At 51.9% G+C, this 23,023-nt stretch carries 24 protein-coding genes; 16 read left to right on the top strand and 8 right to left on the bottom strand.

Annotation, left to right across the window (positions count from 1 at the left end; genetic code table 11):
* Positions 1–3 precede the first annotated feature (3 nt).
* The 5 genes from hypB to ACS0RQ_RS05425 all read left to right on the top strand — a co-directional run bounded on the left by hypB (position 4) and on the right by ACS0RQ_RS05425 (position 3,828).
* Positions 4–876: a hydrogenase nickel incorporation protein HypB gene (gene hypB, locus ACS0RQ_RS05445; RefSeq protein WP_039077646.1), complete on the top strand. Its 873-nt coding sequence runs from the start codon at positions 4–6 to the stop codon at positions 874–876.
* Positions 867–1,139: a HypC/HybG/HupF family hydrogenase formation chaperone gene (locus ACS0RQ_RS05440; protein ID WP_039077647.1), complete on the top strand. Its 273-nt coding sequence runs from the start codon at positions 867–869 to the stop codon at positions 1,137–1,139. The genes hypB and ACS0RQ_RS05440 overlap by 10 nt, the downstream gene beginning before the upstream one ends.
* Positions 1,139–2,260 (top strand): hydrogenase formation protein HypD, encoded by a 1,122-nt coding sequence (gene hypD / locus ACS0RQ_RS05435; protein WP_271850023.1) that lies wholly within the window; start codon positions 1,139–1,141, stop codon positions 2,258–2,260. Before ACS0RQ_RS05440 ends, hypD begins: the two co-directional genes overlap by 1 nt.
* Positions 2,257–3,267 carry a hydrogenase expression/formation protein HypE gene (gene hypE, locus ACS0RQ_RS05430; protein WP_271850024.1) on the top strand — a complete coding sequence of 337 codons (1,011 nt, stop codon included), beginning with the start codon at positions 2,257–2,259 and terminating at the stop codon, positions 3,265–3,267. Before hypD ends, hypE begins: the two co-directional genes overlap by 4 nt.
* Positions 3,268–3,399: 132 nt before the next feature.
* Positions 3,400–3,828, top strand: a complete 429-nt coding sequence (locus ACS0RQ_RS05425; RefSeq protein ID WP_271850025.1) for a TOBE domain-containing protein — start codon at positions 3,400–3,402, stop codon at positions 3,826–3,828.
* Positions 3,829–3,857: 29 nt separating this feature from the next.
* On the opposite strand, the gene ACS0RQ_RS05420 is transcribed toward ACS0RQ_RS05425, so the two are convergent.
* Positions 3,858–4,202, bottom strand: a complete 345-nt coding sequence (locus tag ACS0RQ_RS05420; protein WP_079497795.1) for a nitrous oxide-stimulated promoter family protein — start codon at positions 4,200–4,202, stop codon at positions 3,858–3,860.
* A 276-nt stretch (positions 4,203–4,478) separates the two neighbouring features.
* On the opposite strand from ACS0RQ_RS05420, the gene ACS0RQ_RS05415 reads away from it, so the two are divergent.
* The 8 genes from ACS0RQ_RS05415 (at position 4,479) to ACS0RQ_RS05380 (ending at position 11,801) form a co-directional block, all read left to right on the top strand.
* The gene (locus tag ACS0RQ_RS05415; protein ID WP_039077653.1) at positions 4,479–5,912 is read left to right on the top strand and encodes a circularly permuted type 2 ATP-grasp protein; all 1,434 of its coding nucleotides are present in this window, start codon (positions 4,479–4,481) and stop codon (positions 5,910–5,912) included.
* A complete protein-coding gene (locus ACS0RQ_RS05410; protein WP_039077654.1) occupies positions 5,912–6,841 on the top strand; it encodes an alpha-E domain-containing protein in 930 nt (309 codons plus the stop codon). Before ACS0RQ_RS05415 ends, ACS0RQ_RS05410 begins: the two co-directional genes overlap by 1 nt.
* Positions 6,838–7,656: a transglutaminase family protein gene (locus ACS0RQ_RS05405; RefSeq protein ID WP_039077655.1), complete on the top strand. Its 819-nt coding sequence runs from the start codon at positions 6,838–6,840 to the stop codon at positions 7,654–7,656. Before ACS0RQ_RS05410 ends, ACS0RQ_RS05405 begins: the two co-directional genes overlap by 4 nt.
* An 18-nt stretch (positions 7,657–7,674) precedes the next feature.
* Positions 7,675–8,406: a proteasome-type protease gene (locus ACS0RQ_RS05400; RefSeq protein WP_271850026.1), complete on the top strand. Its 732-nt coding sequence runs from the start codon at positions 7,675–7,677 to the stop codon at positions 8,404–8,406.
* Positions 8,407–8,442: 36 nt separating this feature from the next.
* On the top strand, positions 8,443–8,862 hold the full coding sequence (locus tag ACS0RQ_RS05395; RefSeq protein WP_271850027.1) for a hypothetical protein: 420 nt from the start codon (positions 8,443–8,445) through the stop codon (positions 8,860–8,862).
* Between the two features lie 404 nt (positions 8,863–9,266).
* Positions 9,267–9,923: a GNAT family N-acetyltransferase gene (locus ACS0RQ_RS05390; protein WP_271850028.1), complete on the top strand. Its 657-nt coding sequence runs from the start codon at positions 9,267–9,269 to the stop codon at positions 9,921–9,923.
* Positions 9,924–10,008: 85 nt separating this feature from the next.
* Positions 10,009–10,704 (top strand): response regulator, encoded by a 696-nt coding sequence (locus ACS0RQ_RS05385; protein ID WP_271850029.1) that lies wholly within the window; start codon positions 10,009–10,011, stop codon positions 10,702–10,704.
* A gap of 179 nt (positions 10,705–10,883) precedes the next feature.
* Positions 10,884–11,801, top strand: coding sequence for a bestrophin family protein (locus ACS0RQ_RS05380; RefSeq protein WP_271850030.1), 918 nt, complete (start codon positions 10,884–10,886; stop codon positions 11,799–11,801).
* A 56-nt stretch (positions 11,802–11,857) separates the two neighbouring features.
* Here the strand turns inward: ACS0RQ_RS05380 and ACS0RQ_RS05375 are convergent, their stop codons facing one another.
* Together ACS0RQ_RS05375 and ACS0RQ_RS05370 are read right to left on the bottom strand one after the other, a co-directional pair.
* Positions 11,858–12,691, bottom strand: a complete 834-nt coding sequence (locus ACS0RQ_RS05375) for an MBL fold metallo-hydrolase (protein ID WP_271850031.1) — start codon at positions 12,689–12,691, stop codon at positions 11,858–11,860.
* A gap of 18 nt (positions 12,692–12,709) precedes the next feature.
* Positions 12,710–13,501, bottom strand: coding sequence for an OBAP family protein (locus tag ACS0RQ_RS05370; RefSeq protein ID WP_271850032.1), 792 nt, complete (start codon positions 13,499–13,501; stop codon positions 12,710–12,712).
* A gap of 272 nt (positions 13,502–13,773) precedes the next feature.
* Here ACS0RQ_RS05370 and ACS0RQ_RS05365 point away from each other — a divergent pair, with 272 nt between their 5' ends.
* Positions 13,774–14,706 carry a nucleoside recognition domain-containing protein gene (locus ACS0RQ_RS05365; protein WP_271850033.1) on the top strand — a complete coding sequence of 311 codons (933 nt, stop codon included), beginning with the start codon at positions 13,774–13,776 and terminating at the stop codon, positions 14,704–14,706.
* A gap of 134 nt (positions 14,707–14,840) precedes the next feature.
* Here ACS0RQ_RS05365 and ACS0RQ_RS05360 read toward each other — a convergent pair whose 3' ends face one another.
* Positions 14,841–16,520, bottom strand: a complete 1,680-nt coding sequence (locus tag ACS0RQ_RS05360) for a glycoside hydrolase family 43 protein (protein WP_271850034.1) — start codon at positions 16,518–16,520, stop codon at positions 14,841–14,843.
* 57 nt (positions 16,521–16,577) lie between these two features.
* The gene (locus ACS0RQ_RS05355; protein WP_162303324.1) at positions 16,578–18,017 is read right to left on the bottom strand and encodes an MFS transporter; all 1,440 of its coding nucleotides are present in this window, start codon (positions 18,015–18,017) and stop codon (positions 16,578–16,580) included.
* Positions 18,018–18,689: 672 nt separating this feature from the next.
* On the opposite strand from ACS0RQ_RS05355, the gene ACS0RQ_RS05350 reads away from it, so the two are divergent.
* Positions 18,690–19,172 carry a hypothetical protein gene (locus tag ACS0RQ_RS05350; RefSeq protein WP_271850035.1) on the top strand — a complete coding sequence of 161 codons (483 nt, stop codon included), beginning with the start codon at positions 18,690–18,692 and terminating at the stop codon, positions 19,170–19,172.
* Positions 19,173–19,272: 100 nt separating this feature from the next.
* On the opposite strand, the gene ACS0RQ_RS05345 is transcribed toward ACS0RQ_RS05350, so the two are convergent.
* Positions 19,273–20,751 (bottom strand): MFS transporter, encoded by a 1,479-nt coding sequence (locus ACS0RQ_RS05345; RefSeq protein ID WP_271850036.1) that lies wholly within the window; start codon positions 20,749–20,751, stop codon positions 19,273–19,275.
* Positions 20,752–20,868: 117 nt separating this feature from the next.
* On the opposite strand from ACS0RQ_RS05345, the gene ACS0RQ_RS05340 reads away from it, so the two are divergent.
* Positions 20,869–21,879: a helix-turn-helix domain-containing protein gene (locus ACS0RQ_RS05340; RefSeq protein WP_271850075.1), complete on the top strand. Its 1,011-nt coding sequence runs from the start codon at positions 20,869–20,871 to the stop codon at positions 21,877–21,879.
* Between the two features lie 43 nt (positions 21,880–21,922).
* Here ACS0RQ_RS05340 and ACS0RQ_RS05335 read toward each other — a convergent pair whose 3' ends face one another.
* A complete protein-coding gene (locus ACS0RQ_RS05335) occupies positions 21,923–22,450 on the bottom strand; it encodes a GNAT family N-acetyltransferase (RefSeq protein WP_271850037.1) in 528 nt (175 codons plus the stop codon).
* Complete coding sequence (locus tag ACS0RQ_RS05330; RefSeq protein ID WP_271850038.1) at positions 22,447–23,010, bottom strand: helix-turn-helix domain-containing protein; 564 nt, start codon at positions 23,008–23,010, stop codon at positions 22,447–22,449. The genes ACS0RQ_RS05335 and ACS0RQ_RS05330 overlap by 4 nt, the downstream gene beginning before the upstream one ends.
* Between the last annotated feature and the right edge of the window lie 13 nt (positions 23,011–23,023).

Genomic DNA, 23,023 nt, shown 5'->3' with positions numbered 1-23,023 from the left:
GCAATGTGTACGACATGTGGTTGTCAGGAAGGTAACCTCTATATCGAGGGCGACGAGCATAATCCCCATTCTGCGTTTCGCAGCGCGCCTTTTGCTCCCGCTGCCCGTCCGACAATGAAAATCACAGGCGTCAAGACCGACAATTTCAGCCCGACGGCGGCGGAAAATGGTGATTTACATTATGGGCACGGCGCAGCCGGAACCCACGCGCCAGGGATGAGCCAGCGGCGGATGCTGGAAGTGGAAATCGATGTGTTAGATAAAAACAATCGCATCGCCGCGCATAACCGCGCCCGCTTCGCCGCCAGACACCAGTTAGTGCTGAACCTGGTCTCCAGCCCCGGTTCCGGTAAAACCACCCTGCTGACCGAAACCCTGACCCGTCTGAACGCCCGTGTGCCTTGTGCGGTAATCGAAGGGGATCAGCAGACCGTTAACGATGCCGCGCGCATCCGCGAGACCGGCACCCCGGCGATTCAGGTCAACACCGGCAAGGGGTGTCATCTGGATGCGCAAATGATTGCCGACGCCGCACCGCGCCTGCCGCTGGCGGACAATGGCATTCTGTTTATTGAAAACGTCGGCAACCTGGTGTGCCCGGCCAGTTTTGATCTCGGCGAACGTCACAAAGTCGCCGTGCTGTCGGTGACCGAAGGCGAAGACAAGCCGCTGAAATATCCGCACATGTTTGCTGCGGCCTCCATTATGCTGCTCAATAAAATCGACCTGCTGCCTTACCTCAAATTTGATGTCGAAAAATGCCTCGCCTGTGCCCGCGAAGTGAACCCCTCTATCGAAATTTTTCTGGTTTCTGCCACCAGCGGTGAAGGTATGGACCGCTGGCTGGACTGGCTGGAGACCCAACGATGTGCATAGGCGTTCCGGGACAAATTAGCGCCATTGATGGCAACCAGGCGAAAGTCGATGTCTGCGGTATTCAGCGCGACGTCGACTTAACGCTGGTGGGCAGCACGGACGAAGCGGGGCATTCTCGCCTTGGGCAGTGGGTGCTGGTGCATGTGGGCTTCGCCATGAGCGTGATAAACGAAGACGAGGCCCGCGAGACACTGGCGGCCCTACAAAATATGTACGATGTCGAGCCGGATGTTGGCGCGCTGCTGTTTGGTGAGGAGAGATAATGCGTTTTGTGGATGAATACCGCGCGCCGGAACAGGTCATGCAGCTTATCGCTCACTTAGGTGAGCGGGCCGCGCTGCTCACTTATACCGCGAAGCGCCCGCTACGCGTGATGGAAGTCTGTGGCGGCCACACCCATGCGATCTTTAAGTTCGGCCTCGACCAGTTGTTGCCGGACAACATTGAGTTTATCCACGGGCCAGGTTGCCCGGTGTGCGTCCTGCCGATGGGGCGCATTGATACGTGCGTGGAGATCGCCAGCCATCCGGAAGTGATCTTCTGTACCTTCGGCGACGCGATGCGTGTACCGGGGAAAAACGGCTCTCTGTTGCAGGCGAAAGCGCGCGGTGCGGATGTACGTATCGTCTATTCCCCGCTGGATGCGCTGGCCCTGGCAAAGCAGAACCCACAGCGCAAAGTGGTCTTTTTTGGTCTCGGCTTCGAAACCACCATGCCCGCCACTGCCATCACGCTGCAACAGGCAAAATTGCAGGATGTGAGTAACTTTTTCTTTTTCTGCCAGCACATCACCATCATTCCGACCCTGCGCAGCCTGCTGGAAGAGCCGGATAACGGTATCGACGCGTTTCTTGCGCCGGGCCACGTCAGCATGGTGATCGGCACCGATGCCTACGGTTTTATCGCCGGGGAGTTCCAGCGCCCGCTGGTGGTGGCCGGGTTTGAACCACTGGACCTGCTGCAAGGCGTATTGATGCTGGTCGAGCAGAAAATCAGCGCCCGTCATCAGGTAGAAAACCAGTACCGTCGCGTGGTACCGGACGAAGGCAACCCTCTCGCGCAACAGGCCATTAGCGAAGTGTTTGAGGTCAGGGGCGATAGCGAGTGGCGCGGGCTGGGGATGATTGGCGACTCCGGGGTGCGCTTAACCGCGCCCTATCAGCGTTTTGATGCCGAAGCCCACTTTAACCCTGCGCCGCAGCAAGCCTGTGATGACCCGCGCGCACGCTGCGGCGAAGTACTGACCGGCAAATGTAAGCCCCATCAGTGCCCGCTTTTCGGCAATACCTGTAACCCACAAACCGCGTTTGGCGCACTGATGGTCTCATCTGAGGGAGCCTGCGCCGCCTGGTATCAATATCGTGCTCAGGAGTGCGAAGTATGAATGAAGTCCAACTGGCGCACGGCAGCGGCGGTCAGGCGATGCAACAGCTTATCAGCCAGCTTTTTATCGATGCGTTCGCGAACCCGTGGCTCAGTGAACAGGAAGATCAGGCGCGTCTCGATCTCGCGACTCTCGCCGCCAGCGGTGACCGACTGGCCTTTTCCACCGACAGCTACGTCATCGACCCGCTGTTCTTCCCCGGCGGCGATATCGGCAAGCTCTCCATTTGCGGCACGGCGAACGATGTGGCGGTAAGCGGCGCCGTTCCCCGCTATCTCTCCTGCGGGTTTATTCTTGAAGAAGGCCTGCCGATGGAGACCCTGAAAGCCGTGGTCACCAGCATGGCGGAAACCGCCCGCCGCGCGGATATCGCCATTGTTACCGGCGATACTAAAGTGGTGCAGCGCGGGGCGGCAGATAAGCTGTTTATCAATACGGCGGGTATTGGCGCCATTCCGGCCAATATTCGCTGGGGCGCCAGCACCCTTGAGGCCGGTGATGTGCTGCTGGTCAGCGGTACGCTCGGCGATCACGGCGCGACCATTCTCAATTTGCGCGAACAGCTGGGGCTGGATGGTGAGCTGACCAGCGACTGTGCGGTGTTAACCCCGTTGATTCAACAATTGCGCGATATTCCGGGCGTGAAAGCACTACGCGATGCGACGCGCGGCGGAGTCAACGCCGTGGTGCATGAGTTCACCGCCGCCAGCGGTTATGGTATCGAACTTAACGAACGTGACCTGCCGGTGAAAACTGCGGTGCGCGGCGTGTGCGAGCTATTAGGGCTGGAAGCGCTGAATTTTGCTAACGAAGGAAAGCTGGTGATTGCTGTACAGCGCCAGTCGGCGGAGCAGGTGCTGGCTCAGTTACGCGCCCACCCGCTCGGCCAGGATGCCGCGATCATCGGCGAAGTGGTGGAGCGTAAAGGGGTACGGCTGGCGGGTTTATACGGTGTGAAGCGTATTCTGGACTTACCGCACGCCGAGCCCCTGCCGCGGATTTGCTGATGTTGTGTCTGCGTGGAAGCGCCACGTTATCAGCATCTGTCTGAACAGCTATACCCATGATAAGAAAATGGGTATGGATAAACAGGCAATGACCTGAGATAACTTACTCTTTCTCATTATCCAGGAGGCAACATGGCCGTTTCAGCTCGTAACCAACTTGTCGGTAAAGTCAGCGCAACCGCGCACGGTGCCGTAAACGATGAAGTGGAATTAACCCTCGCCGGAGGCGCGAAGCTTGTCGCTGTCGTCACATCCAGCAGTAAGGAAGCACTGGGTTTGAACCCCGGAAAAGAAGCCATCGCACTGATTAAAGCGCCGTGGGTTACGCTGGCAACCGAGGACTGCGGCCTGAAATTCTCCGCCCGTAATCAGTTTGCCGGAGCGGTAAGCGCCGTGACCGAAGGGGCGGTAAACGCAACCGTACATGTCGCCACTGATGCTGGTTTTGAAATAGTGGCAATAGTGACCAACGAAAGCAGCGAGGCGTTGCAACTGACACCGGGAAAACGCGTCATTGCCCTGATTAAAGCATCGTCCATTCTTATAGCCACTCGCGCCTGAGAATAGATAACGCCGTGCCCGCCACGGCGTTATTTTTTAGGGCGGTATTTTTCCGGCAGTTCGGGAACAGGACGTTTGTCATCAATCAGATGACGGATAGTCAACACAGGGTGTCGCCACAGCATCCTCGGCCCGGCCCAGCGCATAATCTGCTTCATCTCTTCACGTTTAGCTGGCTGGTAACAGTGCACAGGGCATTGTTTGCAGGCCGGTTTCTCTTCGCCAAACACACATTTATCCAGCCGTTTATCCGCGTAATCATTCAATGCCTGATAGTGCGCATCATCCGCCAGCGCCTGCGGACAGCGCTGCTGGTAAAGCGCAATCATAGAGCGAATGGTCAGTTTTTCGCGGCGAATGCGTTTTCCCGTCATCATAGCCCCCTTTAAAGATGCATTTATTTTACCCCTTTAAAGGGAACAGGCGAACACTTATTACCGCTTTTCCGGCTGGTGCAGCCGTCTTTACACTTGCACCAACTTTCCCCTTTTTCTGCCGTCTGAACGTCATCGTGGTGCGTTTTTACGCCTGCGGCTCCTCATAACGGTGCACCCCGCCTCGCCATAGCGTGATAAGCCGCGCTTTTGGTGCGCTGGCATGTTTTCTGCATTTTAACTCTATCTTCATCAAGCGGAATGCAGGGGATGACAATGATAAAAATGACGCTTCCGAGCGCGCCTTACTACGATGAAATGCTCACCGCAGAAGGTCAGCAGCGCCAGCATTATGACGCCTGGTGGCACTGGTTACAGCAAACTGACCAGCATGCCATTCACCAGAAGAAAGAGCAGGCAGAGCTGCTGTTTCACCGCGTCGGCATTACGTTTAATGTTTACGGTGAAGAAGGAGGAACAGAGCGTTTAATTCCATTCGACAGCGTGCCGCGTATCATTCCGGCCCACGAATGGCGGATGCTTGATGCAGGAATACGCCAGCGGGTAAAAGCGCTCAACGCCTTCTTGTACGACATCTACCACCACCAGCATATTCTCAATGCCGGTATTGTCCCCCGTGAGCAAGTGCTTGCTAATGAGCAATATCAGCCCTGTATGCAGGGCGTCGATCTGCACAATAATATTTATGCCCATATCACCGGCATTGACATGGTCCGCGACAGTGACGGCGGGTACTACGTGCTGGAGGATAATCTGCGCACCCCATCCGGCGTCTCTTATATGCTGGAAAACCGCAAGATGATGATGCGCCTGTATCCGGATCTGTTTGCCAGTTCGCATATCGCGCCGGTTGAACGTTACCCCAGTTATCTGCTGCAAACCCTGCGTGAAAGCACGTACGTTGATGACCCCTGCGTGGTGGTACTGACGCCTGGTCGCTTTAACAGTGCCTACTTTGAACACAGTTTTCTTGCCCAGCAAATGGGGGTAGAGCTGGTAGAAAGCGCCGACCTGTTCGTCAAAGAAGGCGGCGTCTATATGCGCACCACCGAAGGCCCGTGCCGGGTCGATGTTATCTATCGCCGTATTGACGATGCCTTCCTCGACCCACTGGCGTTTCGCTCAGATTCAATGTTGGGTGTACCGGGCCTGTTGTCGGTCTATCGTTCAGGTGGCGTGGTGCTGGCCAATGCGATTGGCACCGGCGTGGCGGATGACAAATCCATCTATCCATACGTGCCGGACATGATCCGCTTTTATCTTTCTGAGGAGCCTATCCTCGGCAATATCCCCACCTGGCAGTGCCGTAAAGCCGAAGACCTGAGTTACGTGCTGGCCCATCTGGATGAGATGGTGGTGAAAGAGGTCCACGGCGCAGGCGGGTACGGCATGCTGGTCGGCCCCCGCTCGACCCGGGCGCAGATCGATGCGTTCCGTCAGCGGCTGCTGGCAAACCCCGGCAACTATATTGCACAAAACACGCTGGCGCTCTCTACCTGCCCGACCTTTGTCGAGGAAGGGCTGGCTCCACGCCACATTGACCTGCGTCCGTTTGCGCTGTACGGCGAAGAGATCAGGCTGGTGCCTGGCGGGCTGACCCGCGTGGCGCTGACCGAAGGATCGCTGGTGGTGAACTCCTCGCAAGGGGGTGGCACGAAAGACACCTGGGTGATGGAGGAGGATGAATAATGTTAAGCCGCACCGCCAGCGAACTGTACTGGATGGCCCGTTATCTGGAACGGGCAGAGAGCTTTGCCCGCGTCCTTGACGTGACCTACAAATTATCAATGATGCCGCGCCACAGCCAGCAACAGCATGATTTAGCCCTGCCGCTCAATCTGACGTTCGGGCATGAGCTGTTTCAGGAGCGTTATGCCCGGTTCAGTATGAATAATCTGCTGAATTTCTTTGCCCTTGATGGGCAGAACCCGAGCAGTATCTACAGTTGTATAGAAATGGCATGGAACAACGCCCATGCCGTGCGCGGCAGTCTTTCATCGGAAGTGTGGGAGTGCATCAATACCACGCGTATCGATATCCGCAATCTGCGCCAGACCGGGGTGGATAAAATTGGCATCGACGCCTTTTTTGACTGGGTGAAAGAGCGTGCGCATCTGTTCCGTGGTGCCATGTTCGGCACCCTGCTGCGTAACGACGCCCAGTGTTTTATCCGTATCGGTACCCTGATTGAGCGTGCGTTCGCCACCGCCCAGTTGCTGGCGCTAAAAGATCAGCAACTCAGCAATGACCCGGATCCGGTACGCGAATATTACCGTCTTGATACGTTATTGCGTGCGGTGAGCGCCCGGGAGGCCTACCACAGTATTTATCGCCAGCCAATCAGCCGGGAAACCGTCACCGAATTACTGGTGTTTCGCAATGACGTACCGCGCTCGCTGCATGCCTGCGTCGGCGACCTGGTCCAACAACTGGAGATGATTGGCAGCGAGCGGGCGCGCGTTCCGCTGCGTCTTGCCCATCAGTTGCATGTGGAGCTACGTTTTGGCTCCCTTGATGATGCCCTGGCCGACGACCTTCAGGAGTGGTTAAACCGTTTTCTTACCAAAATTAACGAGCTGGCCGACAGTATCCGCCAGACCTATCTGGAGGCGTTATGAAACTGACCATTAATCACCTGACGCATTATCACTACGATGAAGAGGTGAAGTTCAGTACGCAGTATCTGCGTCTGACGCCGCAAACCTCTGGTCGCCAGTATATTAAGGAATGGAACCTGCTGTTGCCCGCCTCGGCGGTAGCGACGACCGATGCATACGGGAATCTGATGCATGTCTTAACCCTCGATCACCCTCATCAAGAGATAATCATTCATGCTCAAGGTGTGGTTGAGATCGCCGATAATGCAGAAGAAGAGGAAGAGATCAGTGAGTCACTCTCTCCGCTGGTGTTCCTGCGCACAACCCCGTTAACCGACCCGGACTCGCCGATCCGCGAATTTGCCCGGCGTTATTACCGTGAAGAGGATGCGGTTGGCAGCCTGGGAGAATTGATGGCGGAATTACGCCTGAAAATGCCTTATACGCCCGGCGCCACCCAGGTCCACGACACCGCCGCCGTCGCTTTTGCCAAAGGAAAAGGGGTGTGCCAGGATCATACGCACGTTTTCCTGGCCTGCTGTCGTAGCCTGCGCATTCCGGCGCGCTACGTCAGTGGTTATGTTTATAGCCGGGATACCGAGCATGTGGCGATGCATGCCTGGGCAGAGGCCTGGCTTGATGGCCGCTGGCAAAGTTTTGATATCACCAATAACACGCGTGATCTGAACCAACATCTTCGCCTGGCGATCGGAATGGATTATCTGGATGCCTGCCCGGTGCGGGGTAGCCGCTTTGGCGGCGGCTGTGAAGAGATGTTTTCCGCTGCTGAGGTAAGTCTGTTTGAGCGACAACATCAGATGCAGCAGCAACAATGAATCAATAAAGGTATTTTAATGACTTACTGTGTGGCCATGCGTCTTTCCGACGGGCTGGTTTTTGCTTCCGATTCCCGCACCAATGCGGGTGTCGACCACATCGCAACGTTTAAAAAACTCCATGTGTTCAGCAAGGAGGGGGAACGGGTGCTGGTGATCCAGTCGGCGGGGAACCTGGCCACAACACAGAGCATTGTCAGCCTGCTTAACGAACGGATACAGGGCCAGCATACGCCAAACCTGATGCAGATGGGGACGATGTATGACGCCGCCACGCTGATCGGGGAGACCGTGCGCGAAGTGATTCACCGCGACAGCGCGGCGCAGCAAAACAGCAGTACCAATTTTGGCTGCAATATGCTGCTCGGTGGGCAGATTGGCAACGAGGTCCCGCGCCTGTTTCATATCTATCCCGAAGGTAATTTCATTGAAGCGACGAATGACACTCCCTACTTTCAGATTGGCGAGAGCAAATACGGCAAGCCGATTATCGACAGGGTGTTGACGGTCGATACCCCTCTGGAGCACGCTATGTGCTGCGCCTTGATCTCCATCGATTCGACGTTACGCAGTAATCTGTCCGTCGGTATGCCGCTGGATGTCATGATTTATCGCGCGAATACCTATGATGCCAGCGAACAGCGACGCATCACGGAAAACGATCCCTATTTTACCGGTATCCGCAAAGCCTGGTCGGAAGGCCTGGTTAACACCTTCCGCCAGTTGCCGCCTTTTCCGGCGCAGGGCTAAGTTGGGCGATACCTGTAATAAACAAAGAGCTTCTCAATGAGACTGGCAGTCATTAGCACCTTATTTTTGCTTGCAGCGTCAACATCCGCGCTGGCATCAACATCGAACGAAGAGACAGTCGCGGCAGCGAAAGTTACCCTGGGCCAGGCGCTGTATAAGTCTGCGCTACTTACTGGCACCATGCCGGAAGAAGGCAAAGCAGACCCGGCAAAAATGGGCCAAAAAATGGGGGCCGAAATGTCCGAGCGCCTCAATAACGTGGTGATTGGCGGCCTGAATCAGGGGGCAAATTGCGACGACATCACCGCGAATATTCAAAAAAGTTTTGAGATCATGCAAAGGGACGCGGTAAACCAGTTCTCCTCCTCTTCCGCCATTAAAAAGGCATTGGATAATGTGCCGCTCAGCGCCGCGCAGTATGCCGCCGCGGAATGCCAGAATTTAACCAGTCAGTAATATATTGTTCGATCCCGGCGGTGAAAGCCGCTGAGGTCACTCTTCTGCCTCCCCTTTCCGGTATTGTTAACAAGCACTACACTGGCACAATAATAGTGTTAAAACTAACTCCTAAGAAAATATTCAATCGTATGGTTTTTCATATCTTTATTACGGAAATTTATCTTATGGTCGATAAAAAAAATACCACGAGCACGAAATAAACGCCCGCTTAATAATTACGCATTACGCCGTGAAGTTATTTTATTACCGGGAAACACGATCATGATCGTATTATCAAAAAGCAACCGTTGATATAATTAGCATTACGATGCAATGGCCTTTAATTCAGTCAGAATTACATTCATTTAAGGGGGAGTGTTATGCAATATAGAAATAGCTACGGCCAGTGCCTGGGGCAGGAAATGCAAGACTGGACGCCCAGAAGCACCCCTGAAAAATTCTCCCTTAGCGGAAATTATTGCATGGTTACACCGTTATCTGTCGATCATGCAGAAGATTTATTTCATGCCTGGCAAAGTATTGATGATGATCGTGACTGGACCTATTTACCAGGAAAACGCCCCGCTACCAAAGAGGCGTGTTATAACTATTTTCGCGAGCTTATCGGCGCAAAAAATGGCATGCACATGTCGGTTATTGATAAAAATGACGATACCGTGAAAGGCATTTTCTGCATCACAAGGATTAATCCAATACACGGCACGTTCGAGCTTACGGATATCAACTGGACGCCAGCGTTAAAAAAAACACGCATCAGCACCGAAGCGATCTATTTAGTGTTGGCTTATTTTATTGATGCGCTCCACTACCGCAGATGTGAATGGCGTACAAACATTTTCAATGACGGGGCGATTAAAGCCGCTGAGCGCTTCGGCTTTCGCAAAGAAGGGATATTGCGGGACAAAAAAGTGACCAAAGGCCATTCGGAAGACCTCGCGCTGTTTTCAATCACCGCCAGCGAATGGCAAGATTTAGAGGTCCCGATCAAAGCCTGGCTGAGGGAGAATAATTTCGACGGTCTGGGGCGGCAATTGAAAAAACTTAAGGATTTCCGCTAAGTAAACCGCCGCCACACCCGATATCGCAAAGCCGTTGCCCAGGGTATCATCATGCTTAATACGTTCTGTGCGACAGGAAGAGACGATGAGTCAACGTCGGGTGCTGATAATTGAAGATGATGCCGATGCGGCGGGCGTTCTTGAGGCCTACCTTAAGCGGGAAAATTTCGAGATTGCGATTTGCGGCGACGGACGCATCGGGCTTGATATGGCCCGGCAGTGGAAACCGGATCTTATTCTGCTTGATATCATGCTGCCGTCGATGAACGGCAGCGAGGTGCTGGCCGCAGTGCGTCGCGACGGGCTTACGCCTGTGATTATGATTTCGGCGATGGGCGATCTTCCCGATAAAATTGGCGCCCTGCGCTACGGTGCGGATGATTACATCGTCAAACCCTACGATCCCAAAGAGGTGGTTGTGCGAGTCCAGGCTGTATTGAGACGCTGCCATCATCAGGCTGAATCGCAAGAGATCCTGCGCTGGCAAGGTCTGGAAGTCGACACCACAGCAATGACCGCCACGGTAACGGTCGACCATCAAAAACCGGTTTTACTTGAGCTAACGCCCACCGAATTTTCATTATTAACCCTGCTTATGCGCTCACCCGTTCGCGCCTGGTCGCGCCTCTCATTACTGGAACAGTGCCTTCCGGAAAGCGATGCTCTTGAGCGTGTCGTGGATACCCATATTTATAATCTGCGCAAGAAACTCGAATCCGCCGGAATCACAGAGGTGCTGCTCAACGTGCGCGGCATCGGCTACCGGTTCCGACAGCCATAACTCCTCCGGGCGATCGTGTCGCACCCGGTCTGCGGGTGCATGATGCCTTACTAAGCCCTGCGTTATACCTCCTCCTTTCGCATCAGCTTGCGGGAAAATCCGATCAGGCTACAATTCTCGCGCTGGATTAACACCGGCCACCTGCAAACAATAAAACAAAAGACCGTAAAGGAATCCGTATGATCATACGTCCGCCCCAGAGCTGGTTTGTGCGGCTCTTTAACTGGCATGGCTCCGTGCTGTCGATGATTATCTTCCGGCTGGGACTGAACCTGTTCATGTCTATCGTGGCGATCATTGCCTGGCCGTACTACGAGAATCTGAACATTCACCTGACCGTTGCCCCGTTTAGCCTGCTGGGTATCGCCATTGCTATATTTCTTGGCTTTCGCAACAACGCCAGTTACAGCCGTTACACCGAAGCGAGAATGATCTGGGGTTCGGTGACGATCACCTCCCGCAGCCTGATGCGACAGACCATCAGCGCCCTGCCTGACGATACGGCGATCCAGCAGAAGCTTTCCCACTACCTGACCGCGTTCAGTTGGTGTCTGAACCACCAGCTTCGCCAACAAGATGCCACGCGGGATATGCAACGTTTGCTGCCTGCGGACGTAGCGGCCGAGGTGATGAAAAGTACTTCGGCCTGTCATCGCATCCTGATTTTTATTGGCAAGGAGTACGCCAGCCTGCGCCGGGAAGGCAAGATTAATGATTTTGTCTGGCAGAATATTGATGAGAATCTTAACGAGCTGTCGCGTTGCCTGGGGGGCTGCGAGCGTATCGCCAACACGCCGGTTCCCTTTGCTTATGCCTTGATTTTGCAGCGTACGGTCTATCTGTTTTGTACCCTTCTGCCGCTGGCGCTGGTGTCCGACCTTCACCTGATGACACCGTTTGTTTCAGCGTTTATCTCTTACGCTTTCCTGTCATGGGATTCGATTGCCGAAGAGATGGAGCATCCGTTTGGCACAAACCCCAATAACCTGGCGCTGAACGCCATCTGCACCACGATAGAACGCAATCTGATGGATATCACCGGGCAAAGCCCGCTGCCGCCATTGCCTGTACCGGATAAGCGTTTCAACCTGATTTAAACGCCCACTCATGCGGTTATCGCGACCTGAAACGGGTCGCGATAACACCGACGCGCTTAGCGTCCGGGGGCAGCTAACGTCTGCAACTCTTGCTCATCATGGCTACAGAAAAAGGTAATTTCATCGCCGTGGCGGCAGGAAAGCGCCCGAAGCCGCTGCTGGTTATGGCGTCTGGCATCATTATCCATTGCCATCATCCACTGATAAAAACGCAGGCCCGGCGTACAGTGGCGCGTTGGTTGTCGCATTTCGCCACGATAAAACCATGCATCGCCACCATGTAGCAGCCAGCCCTGCGGCTGGCGAATGGCAATACCCGCATGTCCCAGCGTATGACCCGCCAGCGGAACCAGCAGGATGTCTGGCAGCAATCCTTCAAGCGCGGTCACCGCCTCAAAGCCATACCAGTTCTCCCCTTTTGGCTGGTAGCCAATCCAGCCGGAAGTACCGCCCCACTGTCCGGGTCGATAGCGTTCACGCGCAAGCCAACTGTAGCGCTGATGCGCGGTATCTATCTCTTGTTGCAACAGATGAATCCGGGCGTGAGGAAAGTCGGTAAGCCCACCCGCATGGTCAAAATCAAGATGTGTCAGAATAATATGCCGCACATCCGCCGCGTTAAACCCGAGCGCTTCTATACGTGCAAGCGCCGTCAGCTCTTGCCGCCGTTGGATATTATTCATCAGGCGGAAAAAGCCAGACAAACGCTGACCGGGGTGGCGTATATCGTCACGACCGAACCCCGTATCCACCAGAATCAGCCCGTCCCGCTCCGTTTCAATCAGCAAACAGTGGCAGACCAGATGCGCGTGAAGCCCTTTACTGAATCCATCATAAAACGCGCCGCCAAACGGGCACATGCAACCACAGTTGAGGTGGTGAATTTTCATTAGACCTCCGGATCATCGTCACTTTACCTGCCGGGTTTGCTCGGATGCGCCAAAATGCGCGGTTTCGCCCTGTGCATGCTCACCGCCGCCGGTTGTCCGCTTGAGTTGAATCACCTCACCGCGTTGCCATGCGTTAGCGCCGTCAACGACAGGATGGGCCACCAGATCTTCACGCTCACCTTTGATAGCCTGCGTTTGCACATTAAACCGACGATCTCTGTCGGCCAATAGCCGGGGATCAAGCTGCCCTTCCCCGGTAAAACCCATCATTAGTGCCGGAATACCCAGCGGCAGGGTCTTGTCACGATCGGTATGCCAGGTGTGCCAGGTTTTCCCGTACGTATTCACAATCTTTTTCATCAGTGACTTATCCGCCACTGCCGGTAAACCAGGGGCAATGAGACTCCCGGACTTCACTTCATACTGGTGGCTATGCCAAAGCTTTTTTTCTTCTGGCGGCAGGGTCTTAAATAAACGTTCGCTAATGATGTACTCAACGCCCATCAGCCGGGCATCTTTGGTGTTGCTGTCATAAATCACGGCCTGCATGACATCGTCATTGAGTACCGTCACATAATGATGGGCTTCCATCTGACCATTTTTATCGCCGTTATAGAAATGGAACCCGTCGAGGTAGGCGCTTATCGCATCGACTGGTGGGCGGGATTGAATTACTTGCGCACCGGTTTCGAGGGTGCGCATTTGGGCAGAGGTTTTTTCGCCGGGAACGGGGGTTTTGGGCGGCGAATTATTCGCCCCACATCCCGCTAACGCCAGGCTTGTTAACATCAATAGAGATAATGGTTTCATCCGCTCTCCTCACCACAGTGACATTATTGAACGTAGTACACTAAAGGAGATTGAACGATAAAAATCTTAAACTAAGCGGGATAATAAAAATAATGCGCTGAGGATTTACTGCATTTGGCATGATATTCCCCAATGCGTCAGACGTTCTCCTTATGTCCGTCAGCCAACAAAGCGTCACTTCCATCCGACTAAATTATAAAAGCACGACATGGATTTTACTTACTGTCGCGGAGGTGTAGATTGCCTTGCGTGGATCTTCACTGGATAGCTTAATGAATATTATTGATGTCATTATGTCAGCAGGAAAGGCGTCTGTTGATGTTGCGCTTTACACGCTTATTCCCGTCATGGTTGTCATGCTCATTGTGATGAAATACCTGGAAGCAAAAGGCGTTGTCGATGCCGTTGTTCGGCTGACCGCGCCAGTGCTCAAACCCTTTGGTATTTCCGGGATCGCCATCTTTGCCCTGATACAACTCAATTTCGTCAGCTTTGCCGCCCCCATTGCCGCTCTGGCCATTATGGAAAAAAGAGGCACCTCAGAGCGCCAGCTTGCCGCCGCGCTGGCAATGTTATTTGCGATGGGCCAGGGCAATGTCTTCTACCCGTTAATCCCTTACGGGCTGCACTGGGGAAACGCCATCATCATTTCGATTTTTGGTGGTCTGGTCGCCGCTGCGGTCACTTATCATCTGTTCGGGAAAAAACTTTCCGGCACCGTTCAGAACGCGGCACCTGCCGAAGCGTTTAACGATAAGTCATCGTCCAGTCTGATCGGTATCATTAATGGCGCGGGGGCAGATGCAATACGCCTGGCGCTGGGTTCGCTACCCATGTTGCTTCTTTCGCTGACCATCGTCGGCATACTAAAAGAAGCGGGAGCGATAGACATTCTGACCCGGCTACTCTCGCCGCTGATGGCCTATTTCAGCCTTCCCGAGGTGTATGTGCTGCCAACGCTGACCAAGTGTCTGGCGGGTGGAACAGCCTACTTCGGGGTGATGTCAGAGCTTCTGCGAAAAGGGCTGGTGACGCCAGAACAGATGAACGCCTCGGCGGGCTTTCTGATCCAGACCTTCGACCTGCCAGGTATCGGGATTTACCTTGGGATCGCCAGCCGATTTGTCAGGCTTTTCCGCTATGTTATCCCCGGTGTGATTGTCGGGATCGCGGTGCGCAGCATCATCCACACAATGTTGTATTAGCGATAAGCGAGTCGTTTACCTGATAAAAAAGGATTACCGGCCCCCTACTGGCCAGTAATCCTTTTACGGTCATCGCTAACGTTTTTTGCCTTGCAGTAATACTCTCGGGATTTAACTGAATCTGCGTTTAGCCGTTAACTAAAGCGTGATTCACTCCCCTTCCAGCTATAAGTGTCGTTTGCAACTAACGAATCACCCAGTTCCTGATAAGCGAAATGGTAAAACTCTGCGCTGGCGCCATAGCCAGAGTAATCCACTACCGCCAGACCAACGAACGCCCCGGTAAAGAATCCACCATAACTTTGCAGAACATAATCATCAGAGAGAATGGCGGCATCCAGTTTGACCGGGATTTCAGTGAATTTCACCCCATCAAAACTATATTCATAGGTATAACTTTGCTTACGCACTTTGGTGCGGAACCAGACATACTCAACGCCTTCCGGGATCTTGATGGCCTCATCTTTCAGATACGAGGTATATTTCCCGCGATTATTCTCACCTATTTCGATCACTGATCCATTAATTTCATTCCAGGTGATGAAAACAAAGCTCCAGTGACGATCATTATAGTAATTCGTTAACCCTGCCATTTGTTGATAATTAAACGGGTTAAATTTTACTTTAACTTGAGCATCAAAATAAAAAGCCTGCCAGCGTCGGGCAATAAGCGAGAGGTCATGGGTATTTGCTAACGAACCTTGCCCGACTAAGGTTAATTTCCCATTACCCGTGGTGCCCATTTTTTCGCTGAACGGGACACGGAGCGTATTCCAGTTGGGATCGAGCGTTGCGGTTTTAAACTCGTCATACTGGCTATGGTCTTTTGCGCTTTCGGTGTAAATGGCATCGACGGGGCCTTCAACAAAGGTTTTCCCCCCGTGGCCGCCTTCGATACGCGGCCAGCCCTCTTCATCCCAAAATACTTTCTGAATAGACGTTTCCCGGCCCAGGGTTGACCAACCGCGAGGATCATAGGCGGACTCACCGGCACGATTCCATGGACGAGCGCAGAGCGAAGCGTAATACCATTCACCTTTGGGCGTCGAAACCAACGCGCCATGCCCCTGTTTTTGGATGTAGCTGTCCGGGGTATCGACGTTCGTTAAGAAAACATCGCCGGGCTCTGTTTCAAAACTATTGGCATCCAGGGTTTTCGAACGCGCAACCACCTCCTGGTGGGTGAAAACGGTGCCTCCCTGAGCGGCAAAGAGATAATAATATCCGTTTATTTTGTAGAGATGCGGCCCTTCAACAAGTGCAACGGCAGTGCCCCGATAAAGGGTACGCGCGGTTTCTGGTTTCAATTTTAGGGTGTTGCTATCAAACTCAGTCAACGTGATACCGTCAAAGGGGTGATGGTATTCCCGATGGTCCCAGGTTTGTTGAACTAAATATTTACGGCCATCGTCGTCATGGAAAAGTGAAGCGTCAAAACCGACGCCATTAAGCTTAATGGGATCTGTCCAGGGCCCACGAATGTCGGTTGCGGTGGTCAGGTAGTTTGTCATGTCTTTAAAGGCACCTTCTGTGACTTTGACATCCGTATACACTAACCAGAATTTGCCGTCAGCATAAGAGAGATCCGGAGCCCAAATCCCACCAGAGGAAGGATTGCCTTTCATATCTAACAGCGCGGTTGTTGATAATGGCGACGGCAGAAGATTCCAGTGTTCCAGGTCTTTTGACTCATGTAAACGAACGCCAGGGAACCACTCAAATGTGGAATTAGCAATATAATACGTGTCGTCTACACGGATAATACTCGGGTCTGGATTAAATCCAGGTAATATAGGGTTTTGAATAACCGACATATCATTTACCTTTTTAAATTATTCATTTTGTATTTATTATCATTTTTAATTTTTTAACTATACGCGAATTTCATCAAGCTGACGGTTGATATCATTGACATTGTCATCTGAAATTGGATAGAAGTGAATAGCAACCATCGACATAATGGCTAACACCACCGGGATCCAGATAGCCGTCATATTTATTCCGGCGATAGCATTGGCATGTTGATATACACTGGTTTCGTTAAAGCCATAACCGGCCAGTAACCACAGAGGAAGCGCACCGCCAATCGTAAAACCTATCTTGAAGAAAATACCCATAATCGCGTTAATGATTGCGGCATTTCGCTTGCCTGATTTCAATTCGCCATAGGCAATCACTTCCGGAACAAGCGCCCACATAAAGCCAGTAGCCGATGTTAAGCCCCATTGTTTAATAAAGGTGGCGATGTACGCAAGCCAGAGGGCATCATGCATTCCGTCGAGTGACCAAATGTAAGTGAGAAATTCACCGACAATAAACATGCCAAGGAAAAGATGGAAAAAACCTTTTTTACCGAAAATCTTCTTAAGCTTTGGCCAAAACACCGGGAATAAGATACCAGGAATTGAGGCTACCAGACCTACAGCCCCCATCCATTCTGAGTGGCCGACAACAAACTGATTGAAAAAGCCATTAGCCGTGTTCATGACAAACATGAAGGTAAAGGCCAGCATGAAAAACAATCCGAGAATAACAAGCGGTCGGTTATTTTTGAGTTCAAGGAAGAGGTCTGTCGTTTTTACGTTAGCTGTTTGTTCTTCGGTAGCGACGACGCGTTCTTTGGTTAATTTATAGCAGAGGAAGAGCGCAACGGCTCCAATAACCATATAAATAGAGTAAACACCAAACCAGGCGTAGTTAGCAGAAGGATCGGTATAATTTCCCAGGTTGAGATGCAGACCAAAAAAACCCGTATCCTTGAGGCTTCTATCTTTTGGCGCAGCCATTTGCACAAACATGGGGAACAGCGTGTAGACAAGCAAATTGGCACTGTTGGCCAGCATCATTCGTGTACTTGTAAGCTTATCAATTGATTCAGGATCCCTTGTTAATGAAGCATTAAGAGAACCATAAGGAATATTTACAACGGAATAGACTAAATCCAGGGCAAGGTAAATAATAAAAGCAAAGGGAACTGAACCTCTCACCCCAGGAATGGGGGCAAAGAGTAAAGCAGAAAGAATAACGAGAGGAATACCTGCTCTTAAAAGCCAGGGGCGATATTTACCAGCTTTTGAACTTCTTTTGTCAACATACGTTCCTACCATCGGGTCCCAAATGACATTGATGATACGGACAAAAAGAAATATAAACCCTGCAGTTGCTGTACTGATCGTATTCACAGTGAGCATGTGAAGAGCAAGGAAACCACCTATCGTACCAAAAACAAGGTTTTGGGCAAAGTCGCCCATCCCATAACCAATGCGTTCCACACGAGTTAACTTATGATACTCATCATGTCGATTGTGTATTAAGTTTTCACTCATTTTAATCACATCTCCGGTTTATTTTATAAATGAGGAATACTTTCTGACACAGGTAAGCCCGCAAAATCCATTACGTTTTTGGATTAAGTAATTATGTTTTTTTACTAGTGTGATCATTAGAACAAAGGACTTATACAAGCCGCACAACCCCGATGTTGACTGGTAATTCGCCAGTAATACCTTCGGCAGATGAACGCACCTGGCAAAACCGACATTTTATTTCAGCGCTTTTCACCTCTAAAAGCGAGAACGCCAGATGACTCCTGGGGTTTTGAATACCTTGCCACATTTTTTTGCGACACTGCTCACAATTAAGCATTCTCTTAGCCATCGAGTGAAATAACGTAATTGAACGACCGGCCAGGAGAACAGAGGATGTACGCAGTCATCGTTTATTCATGGTTTCGTTCATGCACAGAAACGTTCGCGATATATTGCCATCGTGCTTCATTGCTCAACACATTAATACTTAGCATGGGTAATGGAGCTGGTGAGACGCTGTCGTATTTATTTCTGAGTTGTCGTGTCGTTGCCACGCGTTGAGAATCTCCAGACGCACAGTAATGTCAATGCGGCTTCGGATTTGTATAGTGATGCGACAGGCGTATATGCTGGCAGCACAATAGCAGCACGGGAAATAAGCGGATACCAGGATTAATGATGTTCAGGCAGCTCGATAACGTTACGCTTCAAATCAGAGAAGAACCCACCACGACAGCGATGGGGAAATACGAGGTGCTGATTGCTAAAAACAGGACAGGTATTACCGTTCCGGTTCAGATACTGGAGGCTGCTGTTCAGGTGGATGACAAACGGCTGTTGTTATTCCTTACTGATGATACGCCCTTCGAGGAAATGCTTAATATTGCGCTGATTGATCTGGATGATGGGGTGAAAGAGATACTGACGCTGGGTGGCGCGTACCTGACAGGATCGTTTGCAAACCTGCATATAGCGCCGAATGCCGTTGAATTCAGCTTTATTGGTGAGACAACATGGCGGGTTGAAATCCCCCCGTCACCCTTTGTGAAAGTGCCTTTTACCGGCGATCCGCGTGGTGTTTCGCGGTCTGTAGCCGTGAAATATTACATTAAAATTACTGCCAACCCTCCACCCGCGCGGATAGACGGTAGTCGGTAAAGGTGGAATAAGCTGGCAGTGTCGGTGTTGCCTGTTACGGTATTACCATCATGGTTTTCCCGGATGGCGATGCAGGCGCCTTATCCGGGGCTACACTTGCTTAATCAGGGCATGAGGTTACTCGTCCACACGCCGCCTTCGTTTTCAGGTTAAACAGTAAATAGCTCGCCAGAGACAGGCAACCTACCCCCACGGCTCCGTATATCAGCACGCCGGAAAAGCCTTCGGTAAGCACCGCTGTAATGATATCGCGGCTCAGCGAAACCTCAGCCCCACCGGCTATGCGTTCTGCCAGTACAGACTTGTCGCTCACGGTGTTCATATGGTTTTGCAAACTTTCGGCTATACCGGAGACCAGAAGGCTTCCCATGAGGGCAATATTGATGGAAAGCGTGATGAAGCGCGCGCTGATATCAATCCCGGATGCCATGCCAACGCGGTCAGGCTCGACGGATCCCGTGGTGGCGTTAGTGACAGGCGTATTGGTCAATCCCAAAGCGATCCCTGAGAGCAGCGCTCCAGGCAGCAAACTGAGCTGATATGTGACTGCCAGCGCCATCAGCGCAAACCCCAGGCCTATACAAAATAGCCCCAGCGGAATGACGCGCGAAGCGTTGAATCGCAGCGCTAATTTTTCCCCCACTGGCGGCATTAATAATGTCGGCAGGGTGTAGGCCAGAAGCGCCATGCCGGTTGCCATACTGCTGTACCCAAGCCCACTTTGATAATAAACCGGCAGATAAATCATCAGCGGCCAGAAGCTGAAATTCATGCCAATCGCCCCCATAAGCGCACCGGAAAAAGGCCTTATGCGAAACACAGAGAAATCAAACATGGGGTGTGAATGCCGTGTCTCAATAATGACAAAGAGTGCAGAACTGATTAAGGTCGCAAGAAAAATTAATCGCACTTCCAGGCTACTCCAGCCGATACTCCCGCCCTGAGTAATAAGCCAGGTGACGCCAACAACGCTCATCGTCAGGGTAATTAAACCAGCAACATCGAGTTTTTTTGTCGTGTTATCACGTGATTCCACGACGTTGTTCAGCGCCAGAACCAGGGTGAGCAAAGCAATAACACCATGCACCAAAAACACCCATTGCCAGCTAAACCACGCCACTAACATCCCGCCAATAATGGGGCCGAATCCAAGCCCAAATCCAAAGGTGATCCCCCAGGCGGCAAACGCCCGGCTACGTGCTTTTCCTTGTGGAAACTGGAACGACAGTATGGCGATCAGGCTGGTTAACATCGCGCCGCCGCTTAATCCTTGCAAGAAACGCCCAACGATAAGCCAGAATGCGCTCTCAGCCATGCCGCATATTACCGAGGTCAGGCCAAAGCCAATGATGCTGATAATAAAAATGCGTTTACGCCCATATCTATCCGCTAATGTTCCGGTCGCCATTAATACCGCCGTACATGAGAGGGTATAGGCATTCATGATCCACTGCAGCTCGCGAAAATTGGCCTGCATCTGCTTTTCCAACACCGGCAAAATAACCGGAACACTGGATATTTCCAGTCCCGACATTAATGCGGCCAGACACACCGCCATCAGCGCTAAGATGTTCTTCATACTCAGTTCCTGTGAAACGTTAACAGGGCGCCAGCATGAAAGATTTACGTGGCAGTAGAAATCCATGCCCGTGTCAGTTATCGTCAAGATCGTGCCATTTTCAGCAACAAGGTTTCTATGCAGATCGCCTCCCCCCTTCACCGCCCTTCTTTTACGCTTAAAAACCGACGCATGGTGCTGCTGGCATATGAATGCCTCTGTACTTTTGAATTTGGTATTGCCACCGAAGCGTTTGGACGCGTTGATGAGGTGCTGGGTCACCCCCTTTATGACCTGCGTGTGGCGTCGTTAGAAGACGGTGCTTTTGGCGCGCAGGGAGGTGTTCGAATGGTGGTTGATGGCGGACTGGAGCTGCTGGAAGATGCCGGAACCATTGTCATTCCCGGCTGGCGCAACGTCTATGAATCGGCCCCGGAAAAGCTTATCGCGGCATTACAAAAGGCCCACCAGAAAGGCACACGGCTTGTCGCGATTTGTGCCGGGAGTTTTATACTCGCAGAGACGGGATTACTGAACGGCAAACGCGCGACTGCCCACTGGAACAGCACAGAAATTCTTGCGCAGAGGTTTCCTGAAGTGCAGGTGGAACATAGCATGATCTATGTTGATGAAGGCAGTATTGTCACCTCGGCGGGCGGCGCTGCGGGTGTCGATTTATGTCTGCACCTTATCCGGCGCGATTACGGTATTGAAGTTGCCAATCGGTGTGCGCGCCGAATGATTACCCCGCCCCTGCGGGAAGGCAGCCAGGCGCAGTTAATCCAACAACCCGTCCCGCAACGTCAGACCAAAAGCCTCGCGCCATTGCTGGACGATTTACGCAATCACCTCAATACGCCCATGGTGATTGAGCAACTGGCTCGTAAAGTGGGCATGAGCCGTCGAACTTTTATACGTCGATTTTATGAAGCCACCGGCACCTCACCGGGAGAGTGGATGCTCAGCGTTCGTCTTGAAAAAGCCTGTACTCTTCTTGAAAGCGAAAGGATAAGCATCGATCATGTTGCAGAGCAGGCCGGGTTCGGCTCACCTGAAACGCTGCGCCATCATTTCAGACGGCGATTTAAAACGACGCCCACGCAATGGCGCAAGGCATTCCGCGAGCGAGCAATGATGCCCGCCTGCTGATACAGACAGTGTCATTGCCCACGGCTTTTATTTTTAGCGGTAATCAGCTATCTGGATTATTAATTTTGTACATAAACGTTGTGGTATGAAGCGTATTATCGATAGACCTTGCATAACAGGGGATTGTCCCGGCTATCTGCCAGCCCAGGGAAAGATATAAATCACTGGCGACATCGCCACTGCGTGTATCAAGAACGAGCAATGAAATCTCTTTTTCCCAGGCCATAGCCTCTGCCCGATTCATTAACTCTCTGGCAATCCCCTGACGACGCGCCTGCGGGTGAACGAGCAGTTTGGATATTTCAGCACGATGACGCCCATTAGGCGTTCGGCAATAATTAATGATAACGGTTGCGGCTAAAAACCCGTTATCGCGGGCGATAAATAACTCACAGTCGTGACTGGCAAGACTATAAATTTTATCTTTCCAGAAGCTATCTATTGCCCGACGATCGTTGGGATCGGTAAAACCTACGCTTGCCCCATCCTTTACACAAGCCTGTAATACGTCACCTAATTCCGGTAAGCATTGATGCGCCTGTGTAGCACTGAGAATTTCATATTCAATCATGATTTACATACCACCAAAATGTAACGGGCACCGAGGCTTTCATGCGCGCTAAAAGATGAAGAGCCTGATAAATGAAAACGTAAACTGTCACCTTCTTTCAAGGTCCAGTGTTCACTGTTCATCGCAATGGTTAATTCACCGGAAGATAACCATATATATTGTTCAAGCCCCTGAACGGGAGGGTTTGAATATTCAATGAAAGCACCCGGACGCAATTTTCCTTCAATCATCTCGCATCTGAATTGATTCGAAGGGGGTATTAACATGCGTCGCTCAAACCCATTAAGCTCATCCTGCCACAGGGTTTGTTGGTCAACCCTGAACAGATTATCCGCAGCCTGTTCAACCTCGCTAATAAGCCGGGACATCGTCATTCCGTATACAATACAGAGTTGGTTGAGGACCTCTGCTGTCGGGCTGACTTCACTGCGTTCAATGCGTGACAAAGATGCCCTGCTGATGCCTGACGCAGCGGAAAGCTCCTCAAGCGACCAGTTATGTTGTAAGCGCAGCGCCGCCAGACGTGCGGCTAAGCGTGCTCTGTAATCTTCATTGTTCATGACATATCTCATA

Origin of the sequence: Phytobacter diazotrophicus (assembly GCF_052061655.1) — a bacterium.
GTDB lineage: Bacteria > Pseudomonadota > Gammaproteobacteria > Enterobacterales > Enterobacteriaceae > Phytobacter > Phytobacter diazotrophicus.
This window is presented reverse-complemented; position numbering and strand designations above follow the sequence as displayed.